At 47.3% G+C, this 21,880-nt stretch carries 19 protein-coding genes and 1 tRNA gene; 10 read left to right on the top strand and 10 right to left on the bottom strand.

Annotated elements, in window-relative coordinates:
• Nucleotides 1-59 precede the first annotated feature (59 nt).
• Both IEV98_RS23540 and IEV98_RS23545 read right to left on the bottom strand, forming a co-directional pair.
• Nucleotides 60-920: an N-acetylglucosamine kinase gene (locus IEV98_RS23540; protein ID WP_188508514.1), complete on the bottom strand. Its 861-nt coding sequence runs from the start codon at nt 918-920 to the stop codon at nt 60-62.
• Nucleotides 921-1,065: 145 nt separating this feature from the next.
• Complete coding sequence (locus tag IEV98_RS23545) at nt 1,066-2,688, bottom strand: MFS transporter (protein ID WP_188508515.1); 1,623 nt, start codon at nt 2,686-2,688, stop codon at nt 1,066-1,068.
• A gap of 423 nt (nt 2,689-3,111) precedes the next feature.
• Here IEV98_RS23545 and rho point away from each other — a divergent pair, with 423 nt between their 5' ends.
• Nucleotides 3,112-4,611, top strand: coding sequence for a transcription termination factor Rho (gene rho, locus IEV98_RS23550; protein WP_188508516.1), 1,500 nt, complete (start codon nt 3,112-3,114; stop codon nt 4,609-4,611).
• Nucleotides 4,612-4,654: 43 nt separating this feature from the next.
• A complete protein-coding gene (gene pssA / locus IEV98_RS23555; protein WP_188508517.1) occupies nt 4,655-5,332 on the top strand; it encodes a CDP-diacylglycerol--serine O-phosphatidyltransferase in 678 nt (225 codons plus the stop codon).
• A gap of 15 nt (nt 5,333-5,347) precedes the next feature.
• Here pssA and IEV98_RS23560 read toward each other — a convergent pair whose 3' ends face one another.
• Both IEV98_RS23560 and folK read right to left on the bottom strand, forming a co-directional pair.
• Nucleotides 5,348-5,710 (bottom strand): Hpt domain-containing protein, encoded by a 363-nt coding sequence (locus IEV98_RS23560; protein ID WP_188508518.1) that lies wholly within the window; start codon nt 5,708-5,710, stop codon nt 5,348-5,350.
• Nucleotides 5,691-6,221, bottom strand: a complete 531-nt coding sequence (gene folK, locus IEV98_RS23565; RefSeq protein ID WP_229738941.1) for a 2-amino-4-hydroxy-6-hydroxymethyldihydropteridine diphosphokinase — start codon at nt 6,219-6,221, stop codon at nt 5,691-5,693. The genes IEV98_RS23560 and folK overlap by 20 nt, the downstream gene beginning before the upstream one ends.
• A gap of 166 nt (nt 6,222-6,387) precedes the next feature.
• Here folK and sppA point away from each other — a divergent pair, with 166 nt between their 5' ends.
• From sppA to IEV98_RS23580, 3 genes are read left to right on the top strand one after another with little or no spacing between them, the layout of a single operon-like run.
• Complete coding sequence (gene sppA / locus IEV98_RS23570; protein ID WP_188508519.1) at nt 6,388-8,160, top strand: signal peptide peptidase SppA; 1,773 nt, start codon at nt 6,388-6,390, stop codon at nt 8,158-8,160.
• 4 nt (nt 8,161-8,164) lie between these two features.
• Entirely contained in the window at nt 8,165-9,055 is an 891-nt protein-coding gene (locus IEV98_RS23575; RefSeq protein ID WP_188508520.1) for a hydroxymethylglutaryl-CoA lyase, read from the top strand.
• Nucleotides 9,056-9,110: 55 nt separating this feature from the next.
• Nucleotides 9,111-10,301: a phosphoglycerate kinase gene (locus IEV98_RS23580; protein ID WP_188508521.1), complete on the top strand. Its 1,191-nt coding sequence runs from the start codon at nt 9,111-9,113 to the stop codon at nt 10,299-10,301.
• Between the two features lie 53 nt (nt 10,302-10,354).
• Here IEV98_RS23580 and IEV98_RS23585 read toward each other — a convergent pair whose 3' ends face one another.
• A complete protein-coding gene (locus IEV98_RS23585) occupies nt 10,355-13,024 on the bottom strand; it encodes a hypothetical protein (RefSeq protein ID WP_188508522.1) in 2,670 nt (889 codons plus the stop codon).
• A gap of 829 nt (nt 13,025-13,853) precedes the next feature.
• On the opposite strand from IEV98_RS23585, the gene mgtE reads away from it, so the two are divergent.
• The 4 genes from mgtE (at nt 13,854) to IEV98_RS23605 (ending at nt 17,170) form a co-directional block, all read left to right on the top strand.
• Nucleotides 13,854-15,230 carry a magnesium transporter gene (gene mgtE, locus IEV98_RS23590; RefSeq protein WP_188508523.1) on the top strand — a complete coding sequence of 459 codons (1,377 nt, stop codon included), beginning with the start codon at nt 13,854-13,856 and terminating at the stop codon, nt 15,228-15,230.
• Nucleotides 15,231-15,241: 11 nt separating this feature from the next.
• Nucleotides 15,242-15,880, top strand: a complete 639-nt coding sequence (locus tag IEV98_RS23595) for a hypothetical protein (protein ID WP_229738942.1) — start codon at nt 15,242-15,244, stop codon at nt 15,878-15,880.
• The gene (locus IEV98_RS23600) at nt 15,877-16,965 is read left to right on the top strand and encodes a sialidase family protein (protein ID WP_188508525.1); all 1,089 of its coding nucleotides are present in this window, start codon (nt 15,877-15,879) and stop codon (nt 16,963-16,965) included. Before IEV98_RS23595 ends, IEV98_RS23600 begins: the two co-directional genes overlap by 4 nt.
• 131 nt (nt 16,966-17,096) lie before the next feature.
• Nucleotides 17,097-17,170 (top strand) — tRNA-Asn (locus IEV98_RS23605).
• Between the two features lie 137 nt (nt 17,171-17,307).
• Here the strand turns inward: IEV98_RS23605 and IEV98_RS23610 are convergent.
• Together IEV98_RS23610 and IEV98_RS23615 are read right to left on the bottom strand one after the other, a co-directional pair.
• Nucleotides 17,308-18,273 carry an NAD(P)-dependent alcohol dehydrogenase gene (locus IEV98_RS23610; RefSeq protein WP_188508526.1) on the bottom strand — a complete coding sequence of 322 codons (966 nt, stop codon included), beginning with the start codon at nt 18,271-18,273 and terminating at the stop codon, nt 17,308-17,310.
• A 56-nt stretch (nt 18,274-18,329) separates the two neighbouring features.
• Nucleotides 18,330-18,785: a hypothetical protein gene (locus IEV98_RS23615; RefSeq protein WP_188508527.1), complete on the bottom strand. Its 456-nt coding sequence runs from the start codon at nt 18,783-18,785 to the stop codon at nt 18,330-18,332.
• A gap of 112 nt (nt 18,786-18,897) precedes the next feature.
• Between IEV98_RS23615 and IEV98_RS23620 the strand changes: the two genes are divergently transcribed.
• Nucleotides 18,898-19,818: a PfkB family carbohydrate kinase gene (locus IEV98_RS23620; protein ID WP_188508528.1), complete on the top strand. Its 921-nt coding sequence runs from the start codon at nt 18,898-18,900 to the stop codon at nt 19,816-19,818.
• A 6-nt stretch (nt 19,819-19,824) separates the two neighbouring features.
• Here IEV98_RS23620 and IEV98_RS23625 read toward each other — a convergent pair whose 3' ends face one another.
• From IEV98_RS23625 to murB, 3 genes are all read right to left on the bottom strand, one after another.
• Entirely contained in the window at nt 19,825-20,079 is a 255-nt protein-coding gene (locus IEV98_RS23625) for a cytochrome b5 domain-containing protein (protein ID WP_188508529.1), read from the bottom strand.
• Nucleotides 20,066-20,581: an RNA polymerase sigma factor gene (locus tag IEV98_RS23630; protein WP_188508530.1), complete on the bottom strand. Its 516-nt coding sequence runs from the start codon at nt 20,579-20,581 to the stop codon at nt 20,066-20,068. The genes IEV98_RS23625 and IEV98_RS23630 overlap by 14 nt, the downstream gene beginning before the upstream one ends.
• Before the next feature lie 209 nt (nt 20,582-20,790).
• Nucleotides 20,791-21,819, bottom strand: coding sequence for a UDP-N-acetylmuramate dehydrogenase (murB, locus tag IEV98_RS23635; RefSeq protein ID WP_188508531.1), 1,029 nt, complete (start codon nt 21,817-21,819; stop codon nt 20,791-20,793).
• Nucleotides 21,820-21,880 lie beyond the last annotated feature (61 nt).

Genomic DNA, 21,880 nt, shown 5'->3' on the forward strand with positions numbered 1-21,880 from the left:
AAAAAGGGCTAGAGATCACGTTCTCTAGCCCTTTTTGTTGCATTTGTTATAAACGTTTATTAACTCGTTGTTGACGAGTTGCTGATATGATATTGCACCAAGTCATCTATCGGGGAACGGACTATCCGCCCCACCTTCATTTCATATTGACTGGCCGTCTCCTCCAGTACGTTTCGGAAAGTGTATCCTACAGACCCGATGCAGTTAAAGGTGTAATGCTGGTAGTTAGGATAGCGAGATACCAGGTTGCGGAAAAAGTCGTCGAATGCAGCCTTGACGATACCGCGCGAATAGTTGATGTTTACAGACACATCATATACAAATTTACTGAAGCTTGCGCAAAAGCGATTGGCCAATGGTTTGGTATACACCGCATCCATTACGTCGTCTGGAGTAAGCTTATAGGTTTCCCAGAATATAGCCCGGACATCTTCGGGCATATAACCACGGATGTAATCTGTAAGTAATTTTTTACCGATGTAGCAACCGCTACCTTCATCCCCTAAAATATAAGCGGCCGAATCAATATTATGGATGATTTCCTGTCCATCATAGATGCAGGTGTTTGTACCTGTGCCCAAGATAGCAGCAAAGCCGGCTTGATCTCCGAGCAATGCGCGAGCTGCCGCGAGCAGATCATGACCCACAAACACTTGCGAATTAGCAAATACCTGTTTCAGTGCTTCCACGACGATATCCGCTTTTTCCTGGTTGTGTACACCCGCGCCGTAATAGTTCACTTCATTTATCTGGTCATATGGTATATCCTGGGGCAACCCCTTTTTCAGCGAATTTACAATATATTCGCTATTCACGAAATAGGGATTATAACCTTCGGTGTTGAAATACACTTTTTTTCCCGCGTTATCCAGCAAGCACCAATTGGTTTTGGTTGATCCTCCGTCTGCAATAATAATCATTTGTTGGGTGTTAGTTTGTTGGTATTTTTTTTAGTTAAATGATATCCACTCAATTACACGCGCCGAAAATACAGTTTTCTGTTAAGAAAATAGCATGATCGATCGGCTTATTTCAAAAATCTTACAGATGGGTAGGCGCTTTCATTTAATGTCCGCCTTCCGCGTTGATGCTTTCGATGTCGTATCCTTGCTTTTTCAGTATGGCCGATACTTTCCAGGCAAAAAATGCGAGATAAGCGAAACAGGCTACCGGCACCCAATACGACAGGTGTATGTTATGCATCACGTCTGCAATGCTTCCCTGCAAGGGGGGGATGATAGCTCCACCTAAAATCATCATGATTAATAGGGCCGACCCCTGGCTGGTATACTTTCCTAATCCGGTGATACTCAACGCAAAAATGCTGGGCCACATGATGGAACAGACTAGCCCGCCGCTGATAAATGCGAAAATGCCTACTTTACCTTCCGTATATAGGCCGATGAGCATCGCCATTACACCCAAAATGCCCAATGCCATTAACAATTTGGCTGGTTTTGCCTGCGCCCAGAAATTCGCAGCGATCATCACGGCAATGCAGACTACATAAATATACAGATCGGATACGTCGCGCCCGCTGAACCAATTCACGAATAGGATGACTCCAAAGGCGATGTATGGTACCAATACATTCAGTACTATGCGCATCCGTTTGCTCACTTTAAAAACGGTAACGGCGCCCATCCAACGCCCGATCATCAGGCTTCCCCAGTACAGGGAAATGAAATGTGAGATCTGGGATTCGTCGTAACCTCCGAATTGGGGAGTTTTCAAAAGTGCTCCGAGATTGCTCTGTATGGTTACCTCTACACCCACATAGACAAAAATGGCCAGCATGCCCAATGTAAGCTGCGGATATTTCATCGCGCCCCACCCGTTGCCGTTTTTCTGGGCGGCACCGTTGGAAATAAATAATATGACTACGACGGCTGCCAAGGCAATGATAAGCAAGGCCAACGTACCTTCATGTCCGAAACGCTCGGGAAGCATAAAACCCACGATAATAAGTGCCAGCAGCGAAACTGTTATCGCTAATAAAGCCCTGGTGAGCTTGCTGCTGCGTTCGGGTTCTTCATCAGAGGTGACGCGGGGCATTTTCCGGATGGCAAAAAAACCGGCAACTAGCAGAAACACGCCGGCCAAAATAATATATAGGATATTGATGGAGCTAATCGGCGCATTGGCGACCTGCTCTGGAGTGGCTACCACCGTGCCAAATAGGATAAGTGTGATGATGATAGGCCCAATGGTAGTGCCAAAGGAATTGACACCGCCCGCTAGACTTAGTCGGTGTGCACCGGTAGCTGGATCTCCCAGGGCCACAGCAAAGGGGTTGGCAGCTGTCTGCTGCAAGGAAAAGCCGAGCGCAATCACAAAAAACGCCATGAGGATAAACAGGTACTGCGAACTGGTAACTGCAGGAATCATGCATATCGCACCAACCACAGAAATAAGAAGACCATAGATGATGCCTTTTTTATATCCAATCCGGTTTAAGAAGTCATAACCTACACCACTGGAATAGAGATAAAGCAATAATGAACCGATGTAATAAGCGCCGTAGAAAGCCGAGTCGATTAATTGCGACTCAAACTGTGTAAGGTCAAAATGCGTTTTGCAGAATGGAATGAATACACCGTTGGCACCTGCTAAAAATCCCCAAAAGAAAAAAACCATGGTCAGCGAGTATAAGGCTGATGCATAGCTTTTATTGGATGTAGTTGTCATATTGTGTGGAGATTAGCCGAAAAATTTCGCCTAACATAGGGGTTTTCGTAGTAATAATTCAAACTTTTTGGAGACTTTTATATCGCTAGGTATAGTAAATCGTTTTACCTATTTGATAAACAGCATATTAATTTTGTGTGAGCATAGGCAACTATGAGGTGTGATGGGAGGGAAGTTAACTAAGGCGGATAGCGGGTTTTGGGGTATGGTTTTTATTTTTTTTAATATTTTTTTGAAAATCCAAATGTAATCCTTTACTTTGCGCAGTATTCTCAAGATTTATCCTAACACTTCATCGAAACTCTTTGATTTCTGAAGACCAAATGCTGAATCACTATTGTTTAAAGATGCGCGGCTGAACGAGGTGGATAAATTTCTGTATATAAACAGCAAAAATCCTTATATTATTTATATTATAATTGAATGAATATTAATGAACTGAACGCAAAGCTCGTATCCGAGTTGCGTGAGATAGCGAAGTTAATCGGCATCCCGGACGTAGATAAGCTTCGAAAACAAGAGCTAGTCAGCAAGATTGTTGAAACTGGTGAGGAAGAAGCAAAGAGTGCGGCGCAGGAAGAGAGCAGTGTGGTTGCCGACAACGCAGAAGCGGTTGATGAACGGCCACGGAAACGCACCCGTACCCTGAAATCTTCAGAGCCCGTCAGCGTGAGAAGCACGAAAGAAGATTACTCAGCCGATAGCCGGGAAGCAACGGTCCCATCCGCGGAAAGCCGTTTAGATTCCGCTTCATTGCCGAAGCCAACCAATGGCAATAAAGTCGAAGGATCATCCGCTAGCCTCGACTTTGATAATGTCATCGTTAATGAGGGGGTGCTTGAAATCATGCCCGATGGATACGGTTTTCTTCGTTCGTCTGATTACAACTACCTCACATCGCCTGACGATATCTATGTCTCCCAATCCCAAATCAAGCTTTTTGGGCTCAAAACTGGGGATACCGTACGTGGAAGCATCCGGCCTCCAAAGGAAGGGGAGAAGTATTTTCCATTGGTACGGGTCGAAGCGATCAATGGTCAAAACCCCGCAGAGGTACGTGACCGTGTACCGTTCGATTTCCTCACACCATTGTTTCCAACCGAACGGTTGAAACTTTTTACCGGTCCGGGAAACTATTCTACGCGTATCATGGATCTTTTCACACCTATCGGTAAGGGACAGCGGGGCTTAATTGTGGCCCAACCAAAGACAGGTAAGACGATGTTGCTCAAGGATGTGGCCAATGCGATAGCCAAAAACCATCCTGAGGTATATTTGATCATCCTGCTGATCGATGAACGCCCGGAAGAGGTGACGGATATGGCGCGAAGCGTACGGGCTGAGGTGGTATCGTCTACCTTCGATGAACCAGCTGAAAGGCACGTAAAAATCGCCAACATCGTATTGGAAAAAGCGAAACGTATGGTGGAATGCGGGCACGATGTGGTGATTTTGTTGGATTCGATCACGCGTTTGGCGAGGGCCTACAATACCGTAGCGCCTGCCTCAGGTAAGATCCTATCAGGCGGGGTGGATGCTAACGCGCTTCACAAACCCAAGCGTTTCTTTGGCGCTGCACGTAATATCGAACACGGGGGCTCATTGACCATATTGGCAACCGCACTGATTGATACAGGCTCGAAGATGGACGAAGTTATCTTTGAGGAATTTAAAGGGACGGGTAATATGGAGCTGCAATTGGATCGTAAGCTTTCCAACAAGCGGACTTTCCCGGCGATCGATCTTACGGCATCCAGTACACGTAGGGATGACCTCCTTAACGACCGGGAGACCCTCCAACGGATATGGGTGTTGCGTAATCACCTGGCAGACATGAACTCAACCGAGGCTATGGAGTTTCTGCTAGCACAGATGCGTGGAACCAAATCAAACGAGGAGTTCCTCATCAGTATGAATGGTTAATCATTATAATGGCTATGGCATTACGATGCTGTAGCCATCTATCATGAAAAGGTATATACCCAATTTCATTACCTGCCTAAACCTTTTCAGTGGTTGTATTGGGGCAGCCTTTGCTTTTTCGGGCCAGCTCGATGCCGCGGCATATTGCGTGGTTGTATCGGGTATTTTCGATTTCCTTGACGGATTGGCAGCACGCGTGCTTCAGGTAAAATCGCCCGCAGGTAAGGAGTTGGACTCGTTGGCGGATGTCGTGAGCTTCGGCCTTGTTCCAGGGGCGGTGCTTTATTCAATGCTGGGCGAATCATGGCCCGCAAACAATTATCTGCCTTATATGGGATTTGTGGTTACCGTATTTTCTGCGCTCCGTTTAGCGAAGTTCAATATCGATGAGCGCCAATCTAAAGATTTCATCGGCCTCAATACGCCGATGAATGCATTCTATGTGATTTCCCTGCCCTTCGTTGCCGAAAATTATAAACACATCGTTTACAATCCCGTTTTCCTGGTTTTCAGCATTGTGCTTACGAGTCTTTTGCTCGTAAGCAATATTCCGCTGTTTTCCATGAAACTGGATTCGTGGTCGTGGCGGAGAAATGGCTGGAAATTCATTTTTATAATTTTGAGTGCGGTTTTAGTTGGTTGGTTTAAGTTTGCGGCGATTCCCGCCGTGCTGGTGTTATATTTTTTATGCTCGTATATCCATTTTAGGCAAACGGCTTAAACGCGAGTACTACAGTTAATCGATTGTCCTCAAATACGCATTTAATTCACCGTATAGCGTTTCCAACCTGGGTAACAACGCATTGAATTTTTCGGTTATCGAGTCGAGCCCTTGCCTGTTTTTGGCAATGCTTTCTATTACCTGCAACTCTTCACGCATTCCATTTGCCCCCACATATGCAAGGGTGGGCTTGATGTGGTGGGCTTGTCGGTAGACGTTTTCCCAATCTTCCTGTTGGATATAAGTGGCGAGCAGCTCCATGTCAGGAGGGGTCTGCTTGACGAAGAGCTGGAGGATTTCTTTAATCAATTGGGTGTTGCCCCCCGAAAGATCCACCAGGTAGTCCATATTAGCTTGTTCAAAGTTGATGTTGCTCATAGGTGTGTGGTTTGTAAAGTTGTACGGATAGCTGGTCTGCGGTTTCGCTCAATAATTCGACAGTTGTTTTTTTGGATGTCGGATGAATAAGCTGAGGTGCGATTTCTTGCAAGGGGATCAACGCGAATCTACGGTTGGGTAAGTGGGGATGCGGCACCTGCAGGGTTGGTTCATCAATGATGCGGTCGGCATAATATAAAATATCAATATCAATCGGTCGCGATTCCCATTTGTTGACGCGTGTCCTTCCCATTTTTTTTTCGATCGTATTGATTTTTTTCAACAATTGAAGTGGGTGGAGTAGCGTAGTAGACAACACCACCTGGTTGAGGTAATTGGGCTGGCTCTCATCCCCCCAAGCACGGGTCTCATAAACCGACGAGATTTTGCGTGTGATTCCGATTTCACGGGTTATTTCATTGCGAGCTTGTTCCAGCAAGGCTATCCTATTGCCCATGTTTGTGCCCAATAAGAGGTAAACATCCACCGTAACCGACATTGACTTACTCAAATGAAAGATCTTGAATGGCAAACTTAGATAAATAGCCGCTTATATGCAAACGGTAAAAATGACGTAACTATTTGGTAGCTTCGGCGTCAAACCAGTCTTCTTGCTTTATGCAGCTGTTGTTAATGCAATGTAGTTTTTCTAAGTTTGAACACAAGAAAGTAACCATATGAAGTCATTTTTCAAATATGTCCTCGCCACCGTCACGGGTATTGTCATTTCATTTATCCTGTTGTTTGTCGTGGGTTTGATTATCATCGGAGGGTTGGTGAGCTCCATGAGTGCCGATAAGGAATCGGTTGTAGTAGCAAATTCCCTGCTTCACATCGATCTCAAGCATGAAATCACGGAGCGTACCATTCCGGATCCTTTTGAAGAGCTTGATATACCGGGGTTCGTTACCACGAAGAGCTTTGGACTCAATGATATATTAAAGGGTATAAGCGGGGCCAAAGAAGATGACCGTATAAAAGGTATTTACCTCGACCTCTCTTCGGTGTCTGCTAGTTTTGCCACGTTGCAGGAAATCCGGGATGCGTTATTGGATTTCAAGGAGTCTGGTAAGTTTATTGTCGCTTACAGCGAAGGGTATACACAGCGCGCCTACTACCTGGCATCCACGGCCGATAAGATTTATATCAATCCGGAAGGAACGATTGACTTTAGGGGATTAGCTTCCCAAACGGTATTTCTAAAAGGTACGTTGGATAAACTGGGCATCGAGGCGCAGGTGGTAAAGGTTGGGACTTTTAAGAGCGCCGTGGAGCCTTTTATATTGGACAAAATGAGTGATGCCAACAGGGAACAGGTGAGTTCGTTTCTGGGAAGCATATACGACCATTTTATTGTACAGATCAGCGCAAGTCGGCACATCGCTGCGGATTCATTGCGGGCAGTTGCCGATGGTTATCTGGTGCGGACTGCAGATGATGCGCTTACCTACGGATTAGCGGATGGAAAGAAATATAAAGATGAAATCCTGACCGAGTTGAAAGATTCGTTAGACATCGAGGCAGATCAAGACCTCAATGCGGTGACGCTATTGAAATATAAGCCGGCCGTGAAGTCGGCAAGCGCTTCTTTCAGTAATCGTGTTGCTGTAGTATATGCTGTCGGTGATATCGTGTCCGGAGAGGGAGGGGATAACATGATCGGCTCCGAACGCATCTCGCGTGAACTGCGGAAAGTCCGTCGGGATGATAAGGTGAAAGCCGTCGTGTTCCGCATCAATTCGCCAGGGGGCAGTGCTTTGGCTTCCGATGTGATCTGGCGCGAGGTGGATCTGTTGCGTAAAGAAAAGCCGGTTATCGTATCGATGGGTGATGTAGCGGCGTCTGGCGGGTATTATATTGCTGCGGCGGCCGATTCTATTTTTGCGGAACCCAATACGATAACGGGTTCAATTGGGGTTTTTGGTGTAATCCCGAATATGCAGGAACTTTATAACGATAAGCTGGGTATTACGTTTGACAAGGTCAAAACGGGAAGATATGCGGACTTTCTGGCTAACGTGGACCGCCCGCTCACAGCCGACGAGCGCAACATTCTCCAAATGGAAGTAAACCGGATTTACGATACGTTTTTACAGCGGGTAGCAGATGGCCGGGGGCTATCCAAGGCACAGGTAGACAGTATCGGGCAAGGCCGCGTGTGGAGCGGTCAGCAAGCGCTGGACAACGGGCTGGTGGATCGCCTGGGTAGTATCGACGAAGCGGTTGCAGCCGCCGCCCAGAAGGCGGGTTTGGAAGATTATCGGTTGGTCACTTATCCCGCTATAAAAAATCCGCTGGAATCGCTATTGGGCGGCTCGGCCGACCGAATCAGCGCATGGTTCAGTAAGCAGGAGCTAGGCCAACATTATCGCTACTATGAACAGCTGAAGTCAACACTTCAACTGCGTGGTATACAAGCCCGACTTCCATTCACCTTGGAAGTTTATTAGCAAAATGTCGATCGGATTGCAGCCATCGTCGCCTCATCATGATGCCAAATACGTGTACATCACGGAATGTCCACGCGATGCGATGCAAGGAATACATCGTTTTATCCCTACGGCGGTAAAGGCAGCATATCTACAATTACTCCTTAATGTGGGCTTTGAGCGGCTAGATTTCGGAAGCTTTGTATCGCCCAAAGCCATTCCTCAAATGCAGGATACGGCAGCGGTGCTCAACCGGCTGGATATCAAGATAAGTGCGACTCAACTACTTGCCATTGTGGCAAACCTGCGTGGATCTTCGGAGGCCGTGCGCCATGACGGCGTAACGTTATTGGGCTTCCCCTTTTCCGTATCAGAAACTTTCCAGCTGCGCAATGCCAATAGCAGTATTGCGCAAGCATTGGATGCCATACGGCAAGTCGTGGCAATATGTCGGGCGCACCGTAAAATCCCACTGGTTTATCTTTCCATGGGGTTTGGTAATCCCTACGGCGACGAGTGGAGCCCTGCTATTGTCGCAGACTATACCGAAAAGCTGGTCGCATTGGGCGTAACACATTTTGCCCTGGCTGATACCGTCGGTAGTTCTACACCGGATCACATTATGTCGTTATATACGTACATTAACAACGCCTTCCCGGGGATCGAGTTAGGCTTGCACCTGCACAGTACGCCGGATGCCAGCCGTGATAAGCTGCATGCCGCGCTGGATGCTGGGTGCATGCGATTTGATACTGCATTGCGCGGATTTGGCGGATGCCCTATGGCTGAAGATAAGCTGACGGGGAATATCGCTACGGAAACACTTCTGGAGGTGCTTGATGAGCGCGGTATTGATACGGGGTTGGATAGGGATGCGTGGGCCGAAGCGATGCGGTATAGCAGTCAGGTATTTTGATTTTCCAATACTTATAGTAGCTTTGTTTCCCAAAATAATTAGAACAATAAGTGATATGAAGACCATAGATGATTTAGATTTTTCCGGAAAGAAAGCGTTGATACGGGTAGATTTTAATGTCCCCCTTGATGAACATTTTGCTATTACCGATGATAACCGCATCCAAGGGGCGACCCCTACGATCAAGAAGATTTTGAATGACGGTGGTGCGGTGGTGCTGATGTCTCACTTGGGTAGACCGAAGGAAGGCCCTACGGAAAAGTATTCATTAAAGCATATTGTCGCGCACCTTTCGGGTGTGCTGGGGGTGGATGTGCAGTTTGCCAATGACTGCATTGGTGAAGAGGCCTATGCCAAGGCCGCTGCCCTAAAGCCGGGTGAAGTGCTGCTTCTGGAAAACCTCCGCTTTTATAAGGAAGAGGAAAAAGGGGACGCTGTTTTTGCCGAAAAATTGGCAAAGCTCGGTGATGTGTATGTCAATGATGCCTTCGGTACAGCGCACCGTGCGCATGCTTCCACAGCGGTTATTGCACAATTTTTCCCAAAGGCGAAATATTTTGGATACCTGATGGCAGCCGAAATTGGCAATGCGGAGAAGGTGCTTCACAGCCCGCAACGACCTTTTACAGCCATTATGGGCGGAGCCAAAGTGTCCGATAAGCTGGAATTGATCGAGGCACTGCTTGATAAGGTCGATAACCTGATCATTGGTGGAGGTATGGCCTATACCTTTGTGAAGGCACGTGGAGGAGAGATAGGTAAATCACTCGTGGAGTTGGATAAATTAGACCTCGCCAACGACTTGGTCAAGAAGGCAGAAGAAAAGGGTGTTAACCTGGTGTTGCCAACCGATTGCCAAATAGCCGATGAATTTTCGCCAGACTCACCAGCCTATGATGGTCCGAACAACCAAATCCCGGCAGACAAAATGGGACTGGATATCGGCAAAGCGTCCGGCCAACACTTCGCCCAGGTAATCATGGCTTCCAATACCATCCTGTGGAATGGTCCCATGGGCGTGTTTGAAATGGATAAATTTGCGAAAGGTACGCGAGCGGTTGCTGATGCCGTCGTGGCTGCCACCGAACGTGGTGCGTTTTCACTCATCGGTGGCGGCGATTCTGCAGCGGCGGTGAGCAAGTTCGGTATGACCGAGCATGTGAGCTATGTAAGTACCGGTGGGGGTGCCCTCCTGGAATATATGGAAGGTAAGGAATTGCCGGGTGTGAAAGCAGTAAACGACTAGAGGAAGCGGCTTCGGCCGCTTTTTTTATGAGGTTCACATGGGGCCTCTTGCGATCAGTAGCTGTACCCAATGCTATAGGTGGCAAAAAACCGTTGTCTCGGATTTGCTTCATTCGCGTAAACCAATTTTACGCCGATGTCGAAGTTGGGTAGGTAAAATCGCAAAAGGTTCATATCAGATCTCAGTTCTACACCGAACGTGCGAGGTTGGAATGGGGTTTCTGAATCCACATTCTGGAAGTCAGCAAATAATCCGCCCTTGAATCGTTTGATATAGGCCAGCGGGCCGATGGACCAATCGGGATAGGCGATGGGAAACCGGTAGCTGAAAAGTAAGGTATTATCCACGGGTACCGGCCGTAGCTGATCGTACCCACTTACCAATGGAATGTCATTTGTGATTTGGTACATGCCATTACGCTGCTGATAGCTGAAACGCGCAAGTAACGAATGATTTCGCCACAAGCCAGGAAAAAAGAACGCGCTGCGCAACGATAGATGCGCACCTTTTAGTCTATTTTCAAATGGGAAGTGACGGTAGGTAACACTGAAATGTTGCCCCCAGCGGGGGGCGAGATCCAGCGCGCTTTGACGTACTTGGTGGTTGAAATAAAATTGGTAGTGCATGGGGAAGCGGACCCGTTCGATAAATTGGTTTTGGAACCGCGGTTCGGTCAACCCGTAGCGTTGGGTATAAGAGGTCGCTGCGCTGACACCCGTGGTAAATACGTGATTAATCCGGTAAAACACCAGCGGGATATCGATCTTGAGCGTGGTCACATTTTCGCGCCAGTGTAAACCAATCAGTTGTTCCTGGCCATTGCCTATTACCCGCGCCGTACCCACCTGCCCCCGGTTGCGGTACTCCAGCGAAAACTTCGGGAAGAACCGTTGATATGCTATCGACGCGAGGTATTCGCTGCTACGGATGTCACCGTCATAGGTGTAGCCCAGCCGGAGTTGGGCGGTGTTAAGCAAGTCGTCAGAGAGCCAGTAGACGCCGGGGTTGATGGCGTCCAAGTTATCGAAACTTCCGTTATCGATGGATAAGCTGTGGAAGTTGATCAGATTTTTAAGTCCTTTATAGGGCTTTGAAGGTAGTATCACGGTTTCAGGTGTGTCCGTTGTTCGATAAGCGTAATCTTGCCTTAAAAGGGGTTTAAAATAGCTGATATGCGAAGCGCTTGTTTTTTGCGTTGCTAGATCTCGTGTTTCGTTCCACGAAACCTTGCTAATCCGGTACCCGTTTACTTGATAGCTATTGAACCACAGTTGGTTGCTAACTACATCGACTAACGGATTGAACGCTCCAAAACGGGCATTGGTGCACTGGCGAATTGCGCCCGTGGCGGTGTTTAGGGCGTAAATATTGTCAATGCCGTTATAGTGGGCTTTGAATGCGATTTCGTCGTCCGCATACGTCGGTCGCTCGATTTGCTGTGATTGCCAGTCCAGCATAAAGCGGTAGTTGCCAGTAGGAATGTCCAATTCAACGATTGCGGTACCTTGTTGCGCGACGCCCGTTGCGATGACTTTTGTGCCGGTCGGGTCGAATGCCGGTGTTTGCAGCAGGATGTTGCCCGGTGAAGGGTAGCGGGCCACCACTTCACCATTTGGGACGGCTATAACCACTAAGCTGATGGCGTTGCTTTCGTCTATTTCGACTGCAACGACCCGATGTGCATCCGGGCGGAGGGCTGGCGAAAAGTAGCGGCTTTTGCGGGTTAACTGGTGGTATGAACGGGACTCGAGGTCGTACAGGTTGATGACGTTGTAGCTGCGTTTGCCATAACGGGCATGCCGTCGCACCTCATCCCATACGACCTTTCCGGCGGCATAGGAAAAGTTAGGTTCGGTTTGACGACCGGTTTTTATCACTTCTTTTTGCCGGCCCAATGAGTCCATCACCATGATTGCCGAAACATGCTGCGCGCCCTGATGCAGGGCGATGATGCGTTGATCTGAGAGTGGCCGTGGCAACAGCCAGTTCTCCGGTTTATCGGTTGTTTTTGGGGGCAATAGCGGGTAATCGATGGGGTTGTTTTCCGCCAGTTGTTTCCGCCACAAAGCCGTCAATTCTTCACGGGTTTGCTCATGCCATCTGCGGGTATTGTAGCCAGTGAATTTCCGTAAGGAATTACTGAAATTATAGGGACGTATAGGCAGTCTGGCCATGCGGGTCATGAGACTATCCATGATGTCTGCGCCATACACTCGCTGCATCCGGGCAGTCATGAAATAACCGAGTTCGTAGAAGCCCGGCGTGAGGTCTTTGAGCGACCCAAGATAGTCCTTTTGGTAACTGTATGTTCGACCGCTGAGGAGGTTCGTCCGGAAGGGCATTTCCCAAGAAGGGAGCCGTCCCCGGCCTGCTGGTGAGAGCACGGTTTCGGAGACCACAGCGTCGCCCTCAAAAAACCATGAAGGCAGGGTGACCCCGTAGATCGCGAGTGCCAATTGTTCGAAAAATGGCGCACGTAAATATCCTGTCAATTTGTCAAATTGTGCTACATGCCGTAGCTCATGGATAGCCAGGTTATTCAGCCAATCTTGGAAATCACCTTGCTGAGGCGGGGTAGTATAGAATTCCGAACGGCGGGGTGCAAGCTGCACATTTCCGTTGGATTCTACGGTTTGATTTTGTAGAATGATCGAAATTTTGCGGGGCTCCTTTCCCAACGTCGCACTTACCCGCTTACGCAAAAACTCCAATTGACTAGCCACTTTTTGTGCTTCGTTTTCAAAACTAGCCGGGTAAATCAACTGGAAATTTTCCGTATTTATTTGTCGCCATTTTACACTTGGTGGGTATTGGTCGGCGTTAAAAATTTGCGAAAATGCGATATATGAATTAATGCATAATATAATTAATGTTAAACATTTGATTATTATGATGTAAAATGTACTATTTTGGATGATCATATGGGTTTGCTAATTTTTTTGGCATACTACAGCCTGAGGGATGTCAGATAAAGTAAAGTATAATTTTATATAAATAATTTTTATTTCTGATTTACAGATTATAATGAAATATAAGTATATTGATTTTTCATCGTTTTTCGCTATATAATTGTTTCGTTAATCCGATTAAAAGTCGTATCCTATTAGATAGGAACAAACGAGTCAATGGCATCGCTAATGTACACTATCTTTTTGAGTTTGCCGGCCAGTTTTTTTTACGGGTACGCGAAAGGTAGCGTAAGCGATATGGTGCGGACCCTTTAGTGGCGTTGCCGAAATTTGGACTATCCCCCACTACCTAACACGGAGCCTGTTGTGTTGGGTAGGTTTCCATGTCGTATTACCACGGCCGGATTCCAACAGCGGCGGTACCTGAAAATGAGGGCGCCGTATTTGTTATAAGCTTGGCGTATGAGCTGCACAATTCGGTGATGTCATTTTGTCGCTATCGGGTAGCGGTTACGCCTTGCTCAACTTGTTTTTCTTTCTGGTTTTTTAACGCTTACTTGTTCGTTCTTTTGATTTAAAAAGCCGACTTTTGCATGCAAAATAATTCACCGATGTAGGATGTTGTTTTAAGATAGGAGGGCCCATGGACGAATTGGATACACTGGTTGAACAAACCGAATTGCTTTTGGCCGAAGGCAACGAGATCGAGCTCAAGGACCACCTTGATGAGTTGAATATCTCGGACGTAGAGGCGCTGATCGACGAGCTGCCGGAATACGGTGCTTTGTTCATCGAAACGCTTAGTGTCAATAGGGCGGTAAACGTGTTTCGTATCCTGGATTTTCCTACCCAAGAACGCATTCTTAAACGGCTTCCCGGTCCCAAGATTTCAGAGATTATCAACGAGATGCCGCCAGACGATCGGACGGCATTTTTCAGTGAGCTGAAAGGCGATGTGGTAAAGCAGCTGATCATCCTGCTTCCTCCCGCGGCCCGTAAGGAAGCATTAGCTTTACTGGGGTATCCAGAAGACAGTGTGGGGCGGTTGATGACGCCTGATTATATCACAGTGAAACAGCACTGGGATATTGCAAGGGTGTTGCACCATATACGCAAATATGGGAAGGCTTCCGAAACCATTGACGTATTGTATGTCATCGACAAAGATGGCAAGTTGCTAGATGATATTCGGATCAAGGACGTCTTGCTGGCTGATCCCGATACCAAAGTGAAGGATTTAATCGATAATCGGCTTATTGCTCTCCATGCCAATGACCCGCAGGAAGAGGCAATCAATGTATTCCGGATGAATAACCGGGTAGCGCTTCCCGTAGTGGATGAGCAGGATATCATGTTGGGTATTGTGACCGTGGATGATATCCTGTGGGTAGCCAACGAGGAGTATACTGAAGACATGCAACGGATAGGGGGTACCGAGGCGTTGGATGAGCCCTACCTGGATGTTTCCATCCCGCACTTGGTGAAAAAGCGGGCAGGATGGCTTATCGTGCTTTTTTTCGGACAGCTTCTTACGACCACCGTACTCGAACACTACGAAAGTCAATTAGCCAGCGCCGTATTGATTTTATTTATGCCGGTGATTCTTTCCAGCGGGGGAAATAGTGGTTCACAGGCTTCCACATTGATTATTCAAGCAATGGCCCTCGGAGAGGTTACACTCACCGATTGGTGGCGGGTAATGCGACGTGAAATCCTTTCCGGTTTGCTGCTCGGATTGATTTTGGGGAGTTTGGGTTTTCTGCGTGTATGCACGTGGCAAGCTTTTGCCCATGCATACGGCAACCATTGGCTTTTAGTGGGCGCTGTGGTAAGCCTATCGCTCGTCGGTGTGGTGCTGTGGGGCTCACTGGTAGGGTCTATGTTGCCGTTCATCCTGCGCAGGCTTGGTGCTGACCCGGCTTCCTCTTCGGCACCTTTCGTGTCGACGCTCGTGGATGTAACCGGATTGATTATTTATTTTACGGTGGCTACAGTAATTCTCACCGGGGTGTTGTTATGAGCGGTTTCAAGATGTGTCGAATGGTGTGGGTAGGGTTGCTGCTTTCGGCGATGACACTTTCCGCCCAGGAGAAACTACCGATTTTCTTGGAGGTAGAGGCAGGTGTTGAACGGTTGTGTAGTCCGTCCATTCAGTCCGTTTTCCCAACAGGTGCAAATGTAAAGATGGGTCCTGTATTTGCATTGGCAGAAGAATGGCGACTCCGGCTCCGGCCGCAGGCTGGCGTAAAATTATTCTTCAACGAAATTGACGAATGGGTTACCGAGCAGCTTCTTATTATCAAAGTGGGCGGACAGGTGAGTTATGATGCGTTTTATATTGGACAGGTAACGTTTTTTCCTTATCTCGCAGCTGATTTCAATTGGGTAAGCAACTACGATGCGGAAAGTGACGGAGGGACTGGTGAAGATGAGAGCATCACCTATTCGGATAGTTATTTAAAGGGCTCCGGTTTTTCGCAAGAAGTGGGGATGCGGATACAGCTGCAAAAATGGTATGTAAAAATGGGGTACGAATTTTTTAAACCCCGCCTGAAGGCCAGGCGTACTATCATTACGGATGATTTGGCATCCGGTTATCTCACCCCAAAGTCGCATCCCTTCGTCTTCAATACGTTTAATATCACCATCGGTGCCACGCTGGGTCTATGAAGCAAGTTTACAAAAGAATAGGAGTGGCCTTGGCCGGGATAGCCTTTCTCTTAGGTTGTAAGGGCGATGGTACGCTATTGGATTTATACCCCATAGACCCCATCGTGAATCCCGATGTTGGTATCTTGATACAAGAGAACCGGTTTATGAACGTCCGTTTGGACGGCCGGCAGCGAATCAGCGGAATTACTGAAAAAGGAGTGTTCTCAACCAACGATAGGTTTCAGTCTTTTGATTTCGAATCCCATCCGTGGCAGGGGGTGCAGGGAGTGGTGGCATTTGGTGACGACCTCATCGTACATGCCCCAAATGATGGGCTATCATTTTCCCTGCGGTATTCTACCGATAACGGTTTGACCTGGGCTACTTACGACAAGCCTGTATTGGATGAAGCTGATCTTGCCGCCGGGAGTGTTTCGGTTGTGCAATTGCTGGTTTCGGCAAATCGCTTGGTTTGGCTGTTATGCCAGCAGCATAACGGGGCCGACCGTAGGATGTTGCTCTATCGCGTGGATTTGGAAGCAGAAAGCAGCCAAAAGCTGTTTAGTAAAGCGCATGCGATTGGCGTGGATGCCAGCTTTTCAGGCGGTGAAAGCGGATGGTTGCTTTATGCGGAGCAGGATGAGCCGGAAGGCCGAATCCATGTGCTGAAAACGACAGACGGTGGCCATTCTTGGTCGGAGGGCGCAATGTTGGACGGCGTTGAGCATCCCGCTATCGAGCCACTGGATGCCCGAACGTTGCTCGTGTACGATACGGCGGGTAACGTATTTTATTCTGCCGATGGAGGTGTTTCTTTTGCTCCGGTAGCAATTGTAGGAGGCAGGATAAGTCGGTGCCGGGCGGTGTCTGCCAACATCGTCTATGCCCTCTTAGCTAGTGGCGTAGCCAAAAGCATCGATGGCGGGCGAACGTGGGTTATTTTGGATGCGGAAGCTCACGGTATTAAAATATCGGGCTCTGCTATGCATTTTTACAATGAGCGGCAAGGCATTGTGTATGGTGACGATAAGTTATTTCTTACCGATGATGGCGGAGCGCATTGGGATATCCTTGTTTACCCCTATGACTACGTAATTAGATAAGAACGATTCCCACGCAAATGAGTAGCTGTTGATAGCGAATGAGTTGCGTAATTTTTGAAATATTTTTTGTTTATTCGACGGAAAGTTCCGAATATTGCAGTCCCGAAAACGGGGTATACCAGCTAAAACACTCCTGAATAGCTCAGCTGGTTAGAGCATCTGACTGTTAATCAGAGGGTCGCTGGTTCGAGCCCAGCTTCAGGAGCACGAAGAAAGCCTTACAGCAATGTAGGGCTTTCTCTTTTCTGCACTGAGAAGGAATAGAAATGAAAAGATAACAGAAATGTGTCGGGTGGTTGGTGATGTGTCAATTCGCGGGCTGTGCTGAGATTTTCTGGCTGATCAAGCGGTTATCGTGATGACGACATTGCCAGTCTTCTGCCCCGTTTCAACATAGCGATAAGCATCCACAATCTGTTCCAGTGAATAATGCCTGTCGATAATCGGTTTAAAATGGCCAGACTCTGCCAAATCCCTTAAAAATAGCACATCTTCCTTCGTGATCTTGGGGATAGGAAAAAGCACTTTTTTGCCTGTTGAAAACATACCCACCAGTGCCAGGAATATATTTTCGGAGTTCTTGCCCAATTCGGTCGATATGTAAACACCCTTTGTGGTCAGCAATGGTTTGCATTGCCCGAAAGAGCTTTTACCCACGGCATCAAATATGAAGTCGAATCGCCGATCGGTTTTGGTAAAGTCCTCGTTCAAATAATCAATGACTTTCTGTGCCCCAAGCTTCTCCACCAAACCGAGGTTTTTCGTTTGACACACGGCGGTGACATGCACACCAAAATACGTTAACAGTTGGACCGCCGCTGATCCGATGGCACCCGTAGCACCGTAGACCATGGCGTATTGTCCGGATGTTACCTTTGATGCTTTGATGTTGCCCAACGCATAGTGTGCGCCTTCGGTTAATGGAGCGGCGTCTTCATATGTCCAGCCCTCCGGTATCGTAGCCAACGGGTCGTTTGCGTCCATGATTTTATATTCGGCGTGCGATCCGAAGCGGGTGTCGTCGTAACCGAATACGCGGTCGCCGACTGAAAACCCGGTAACATCCGTTCCAATAGCTGCGATTTCACCGGCAAACTCGTTGCCCAGTATTTTTCCTTTTGGTCGTAAAAGGCCGCTCCAAAACCTTGAAACGAAATATTCAGCGCTCCTGAACCCACAGTCTGTCCGATTCACCGTCGTGGCATAGATCTTTATGAGGACTTCATTAGCCGTTGGCTGGGGGGTACTCACCTCTGCCACCGAAACTACTTCAGGAGGGCCGTATTGTGTATATATTGCGGCTTTCATCTACACTTCCATCTATTTTGATGCACAAAAGATAATGCTTCCATATTAACTTTCTGTTAATTAAGTGCAGCTGGAGGATAACCACTTCCCTTCAATCCCTCCAACACCTCATCGTAAAGCGATTGGTCCTTGCTGATGCCGTCATCTTTAAAATGGTAGGTTTTATTATGGATATCTCCGCCGAACATCTTGGTAGCGATTTGGATTTGAAGCCGAACAGTTGATGTATGTTCTGCTTCGCCCGGTCGGATGAAAAAATTGTAGGTTCGTTGCTCACCGCTTTTCGCTGACAGCGCCTTTCTTATACTGACGAACTGCGTAGCTTGGATAAAGCCGGTAGCCCGATCTGCATTTGCGAAAAAATAGTCGTGCTCCAATAGGTAATCAATCGTTTTTTGAAAGAGGACATCAGCAGCTTGGTGAAATGTCGCCTGACTGACAACGCGTTTTTGTGCGTGGAGGGTAAGAACGAGCAGTAACGGGAGGAATGCGGATAGAGCGAGCTTTTTCATACCGCAAGGTACTGCATAGTACTTAAAAATGCAATCGGGATGACAATTGCCGTAGGAAACAGCGATTATGTGAAATAAATCCTACCTTTGCGCCCAAATTGAAAATAACACCATGAGTTTAGTTATTATTGGTACCATTGCTTACGACGCAATAGAAACACCTTTCGGAAAAACGGATAAAATTGTAGGCGGGGCGGCGACCTTTGCAGGGTTGGCAGCGTCGTACTTATATCATCAAGTGAAATTGATCGGTGTGGTCGGAGAGGACTTCGGTGACGATAATTTGAATATTTTAAAATCAAAGGGTATCGATCTGGACGGTGTACAGGTAAAAAAGGGAGAAAAGTCTTTTTTCTGGTCGGGTAAATACCATAACGATATGAACAGCCGGGATACCTTGGTTACCGAACTCAACGTGCTGGCAGATTTTGATCCGATTGTTCCGGAAAGTTACCAGGACTGTGAATACCTGTTGTTGGGTAATCTTACCCCGCAAGTACAGCAGACGACGCTCGATCGGTTACGGCACAAACCCAAACTGGTGGTGTTGGATACCATGAATTTCTGGATGGATATTGCGTGGGACGACTTACTCAGCGTATTGAAGCGGGTAGACGTGTTGACCATTAACGATGCAGAAGCCAGGCAGCTTTCCGGTGAGTATTCGTTGGTAAAAGCTGCGGAAAAAATTCTACAACTCGGGCCGAAATATTTGATTATAAAGAAAGGCGAGCACGGTGCCCTGCTATTTGGTGATGGCGGTATTTTTTCGGCGCCCGCGCTCCCGCTAGCAGAGGTCTATGACCCTACTGGAGCAGGGGATGCCTTTGCCGGCGGATTCATTGGCTACTTGGCTAAGGTGGGGACGATAACATTCCACAATATGAAAAATGCCGTGATTTTTGGTTCGGCATTGGCATCCTTCTGTGTTGAAAAATTCGGAACTGAGCGCCTGAGGGAGTTGGACGAAAATGTTATTAACCAGCGTATTGCTCAATTTACAGAGCTCAGCAAGTTTGAAATCGGTGATTGAGGCGACTTATTGCAATGTGCCTACGACGTCAAACCGCAAAAACACGTCGTCGGTGTGCGGAGCGTCTATTAATTCTTCTGTGAGGTCCTGCCCGGCCCAATGTTCGTAATGCATTCCCCGTAACCAAAGCCGGCTTTTAGAAACGTCATAAATATATCCACGATAAGCAATCCAAATTTCTGGCCTGTCCTGACCGTTTCTCAGGGCTAATTGTGATTTAGAGTACGTGGGGAGTTCTTCTTGTAGACTAAACCCGTTCATACTTATAGGCATTCAATGTCCTTTTCATGGTTCGCCGCGCCACATGTATGCGCGTTTTGACAGTACCGATCGGAATTTTGAGATGTTCGGAAATCTCGTGGTATTTGTAGCCTTCAAAATACATACTGAACGGAACGTAATAGTCGTCGGATAACCCGGCCATTGCATCCTTAATATCCTCCATTACGAACCTTCGTTCACCATCATTGGTTGTTGCGCTGTGAACTAAGTGCGTGTTAGGAATCTCATTGGATTGGGAAACCAATCCACTGGTCTTTACAAACCTTCTGTAGTTATTGATGAATGTGTTTTTCATGATGGTGTACAACCATCCTTTGAGGTTTGTGCCTTCTTTGAATTTGCCGTGGTAAGTCACTGCTTTCAGCATGGTGTCCTGTACGAGGTCATTTGCATCTTCATTGTCGCGTGTAAAATGCAACGCATACCCTCTGAGCGATTCGGTATGCTCCACCACTAATGTGTTAAACTCAAATCTCGTCATCTTTTTACGGTTTAAGGGGTTTCAGGTTAGGGCCTGATCCTCCATGTTAAACAATTTTTGATACAAAATAAGCGGTCTCAATGCTTATTTTGGAAAACCTGACGTTTTACTTCGGTCTATTAGTGCCGCAATGGTTACTGCAAGTATCGTGCTAGAAGGAGTGTATGTGCTGTATATGTAGGGCTAATTTAGAAAAAATAATGATTACATCATAATATATTTACTTCGCGCTCCAGGGTGATGCCGAACCGCCTCTCCACGTCTTGGATGATCTGTTCGGATAATTCGTAAATGGCTTTCCCAGAAGCATTTCCATGATTTACCAATACCAGTGCTTGGTTTTTCCATGTGCCTGCATCACCAACTCGTTTCCCTTTCCAGCCGCATTGTTCGATTAACCACCCCGCGGCAATCTTAACGCAGCCATCTCCTGCTGGATAATACACAAAGTCCTTGTCTGGTAAAGTGGACTGTAGCTGTTCTAAATGCTGTCTGGATACGATGGGGTTCTTGAAAAAACTACCCGAATTGCCAATGGTTGACGGATCGGGTAGCTTGTCGGTACGGATGGCAGACACTACCTCTGCAATATCGCTAATGGTGGGCACGGTGATGTTTCGTCGAGCTAGTTCGGTATTTATTGCGCCATAGGACGTATTGATCACGGGTTTAAGTGATAAACGGAAGGTCACCTGCGTAATAATATAACGACCTTTTGCTTCATTCTTGAATAGGCTTTCCCGATAAGAAAAGCGGCAAGCTGCCCGATCAAATGTGGAGATTTTCCCACGTTGTGTATCGAAAGCGCGACAGCTGACAAAAACATCTTTAAGCTCAGCGCCATAAGCACCGATGTTTTGAACAGGTGCTGCCCCAACCGTGCCCGGAATAAGGGCCATGTTTTCTACGCCCGCAAAATGATGGTCAACACAATACCATACAAGTTTGTTCCACACCACCCCGGCGCCGGCAACGACCGTTGCAGCTGTTGATGAAATAGCATGGGTGATGCCGGGTATATTGATTCGGACGACTAAGCCATCGAAGTCTCTGGTGAATAGGATGTTGCTCCCACCTCCTAAAACAAGGATCGGCTGCCGCGTGATTTCTTTTCGTTCGGTAAATAGGTAGGTGAGTTCTGCTTCCGTGCGGATTTCTATATATTGTTTTGCAAACGCCTCAATACCAAAGGTGTTGTAATCTTTTAGGGGAAAATGTTCCTGAATCGACAGTTCCATAAAATTTGACCAATATTTTCAACTATTCAAAATAATGACTATCTTTAACTTAAAGTTTTGC

This window comes from Parapedobacter pyrenivorans (genome assembly GCF_014636865.1).
Classification (GTDB): Bacteria; Bacteroidota; Bacteroidia; order Sphingobacteriales; family Sphingobacteriaceae; genus Parapedobacter; species Parapedobacter pyrenivorans.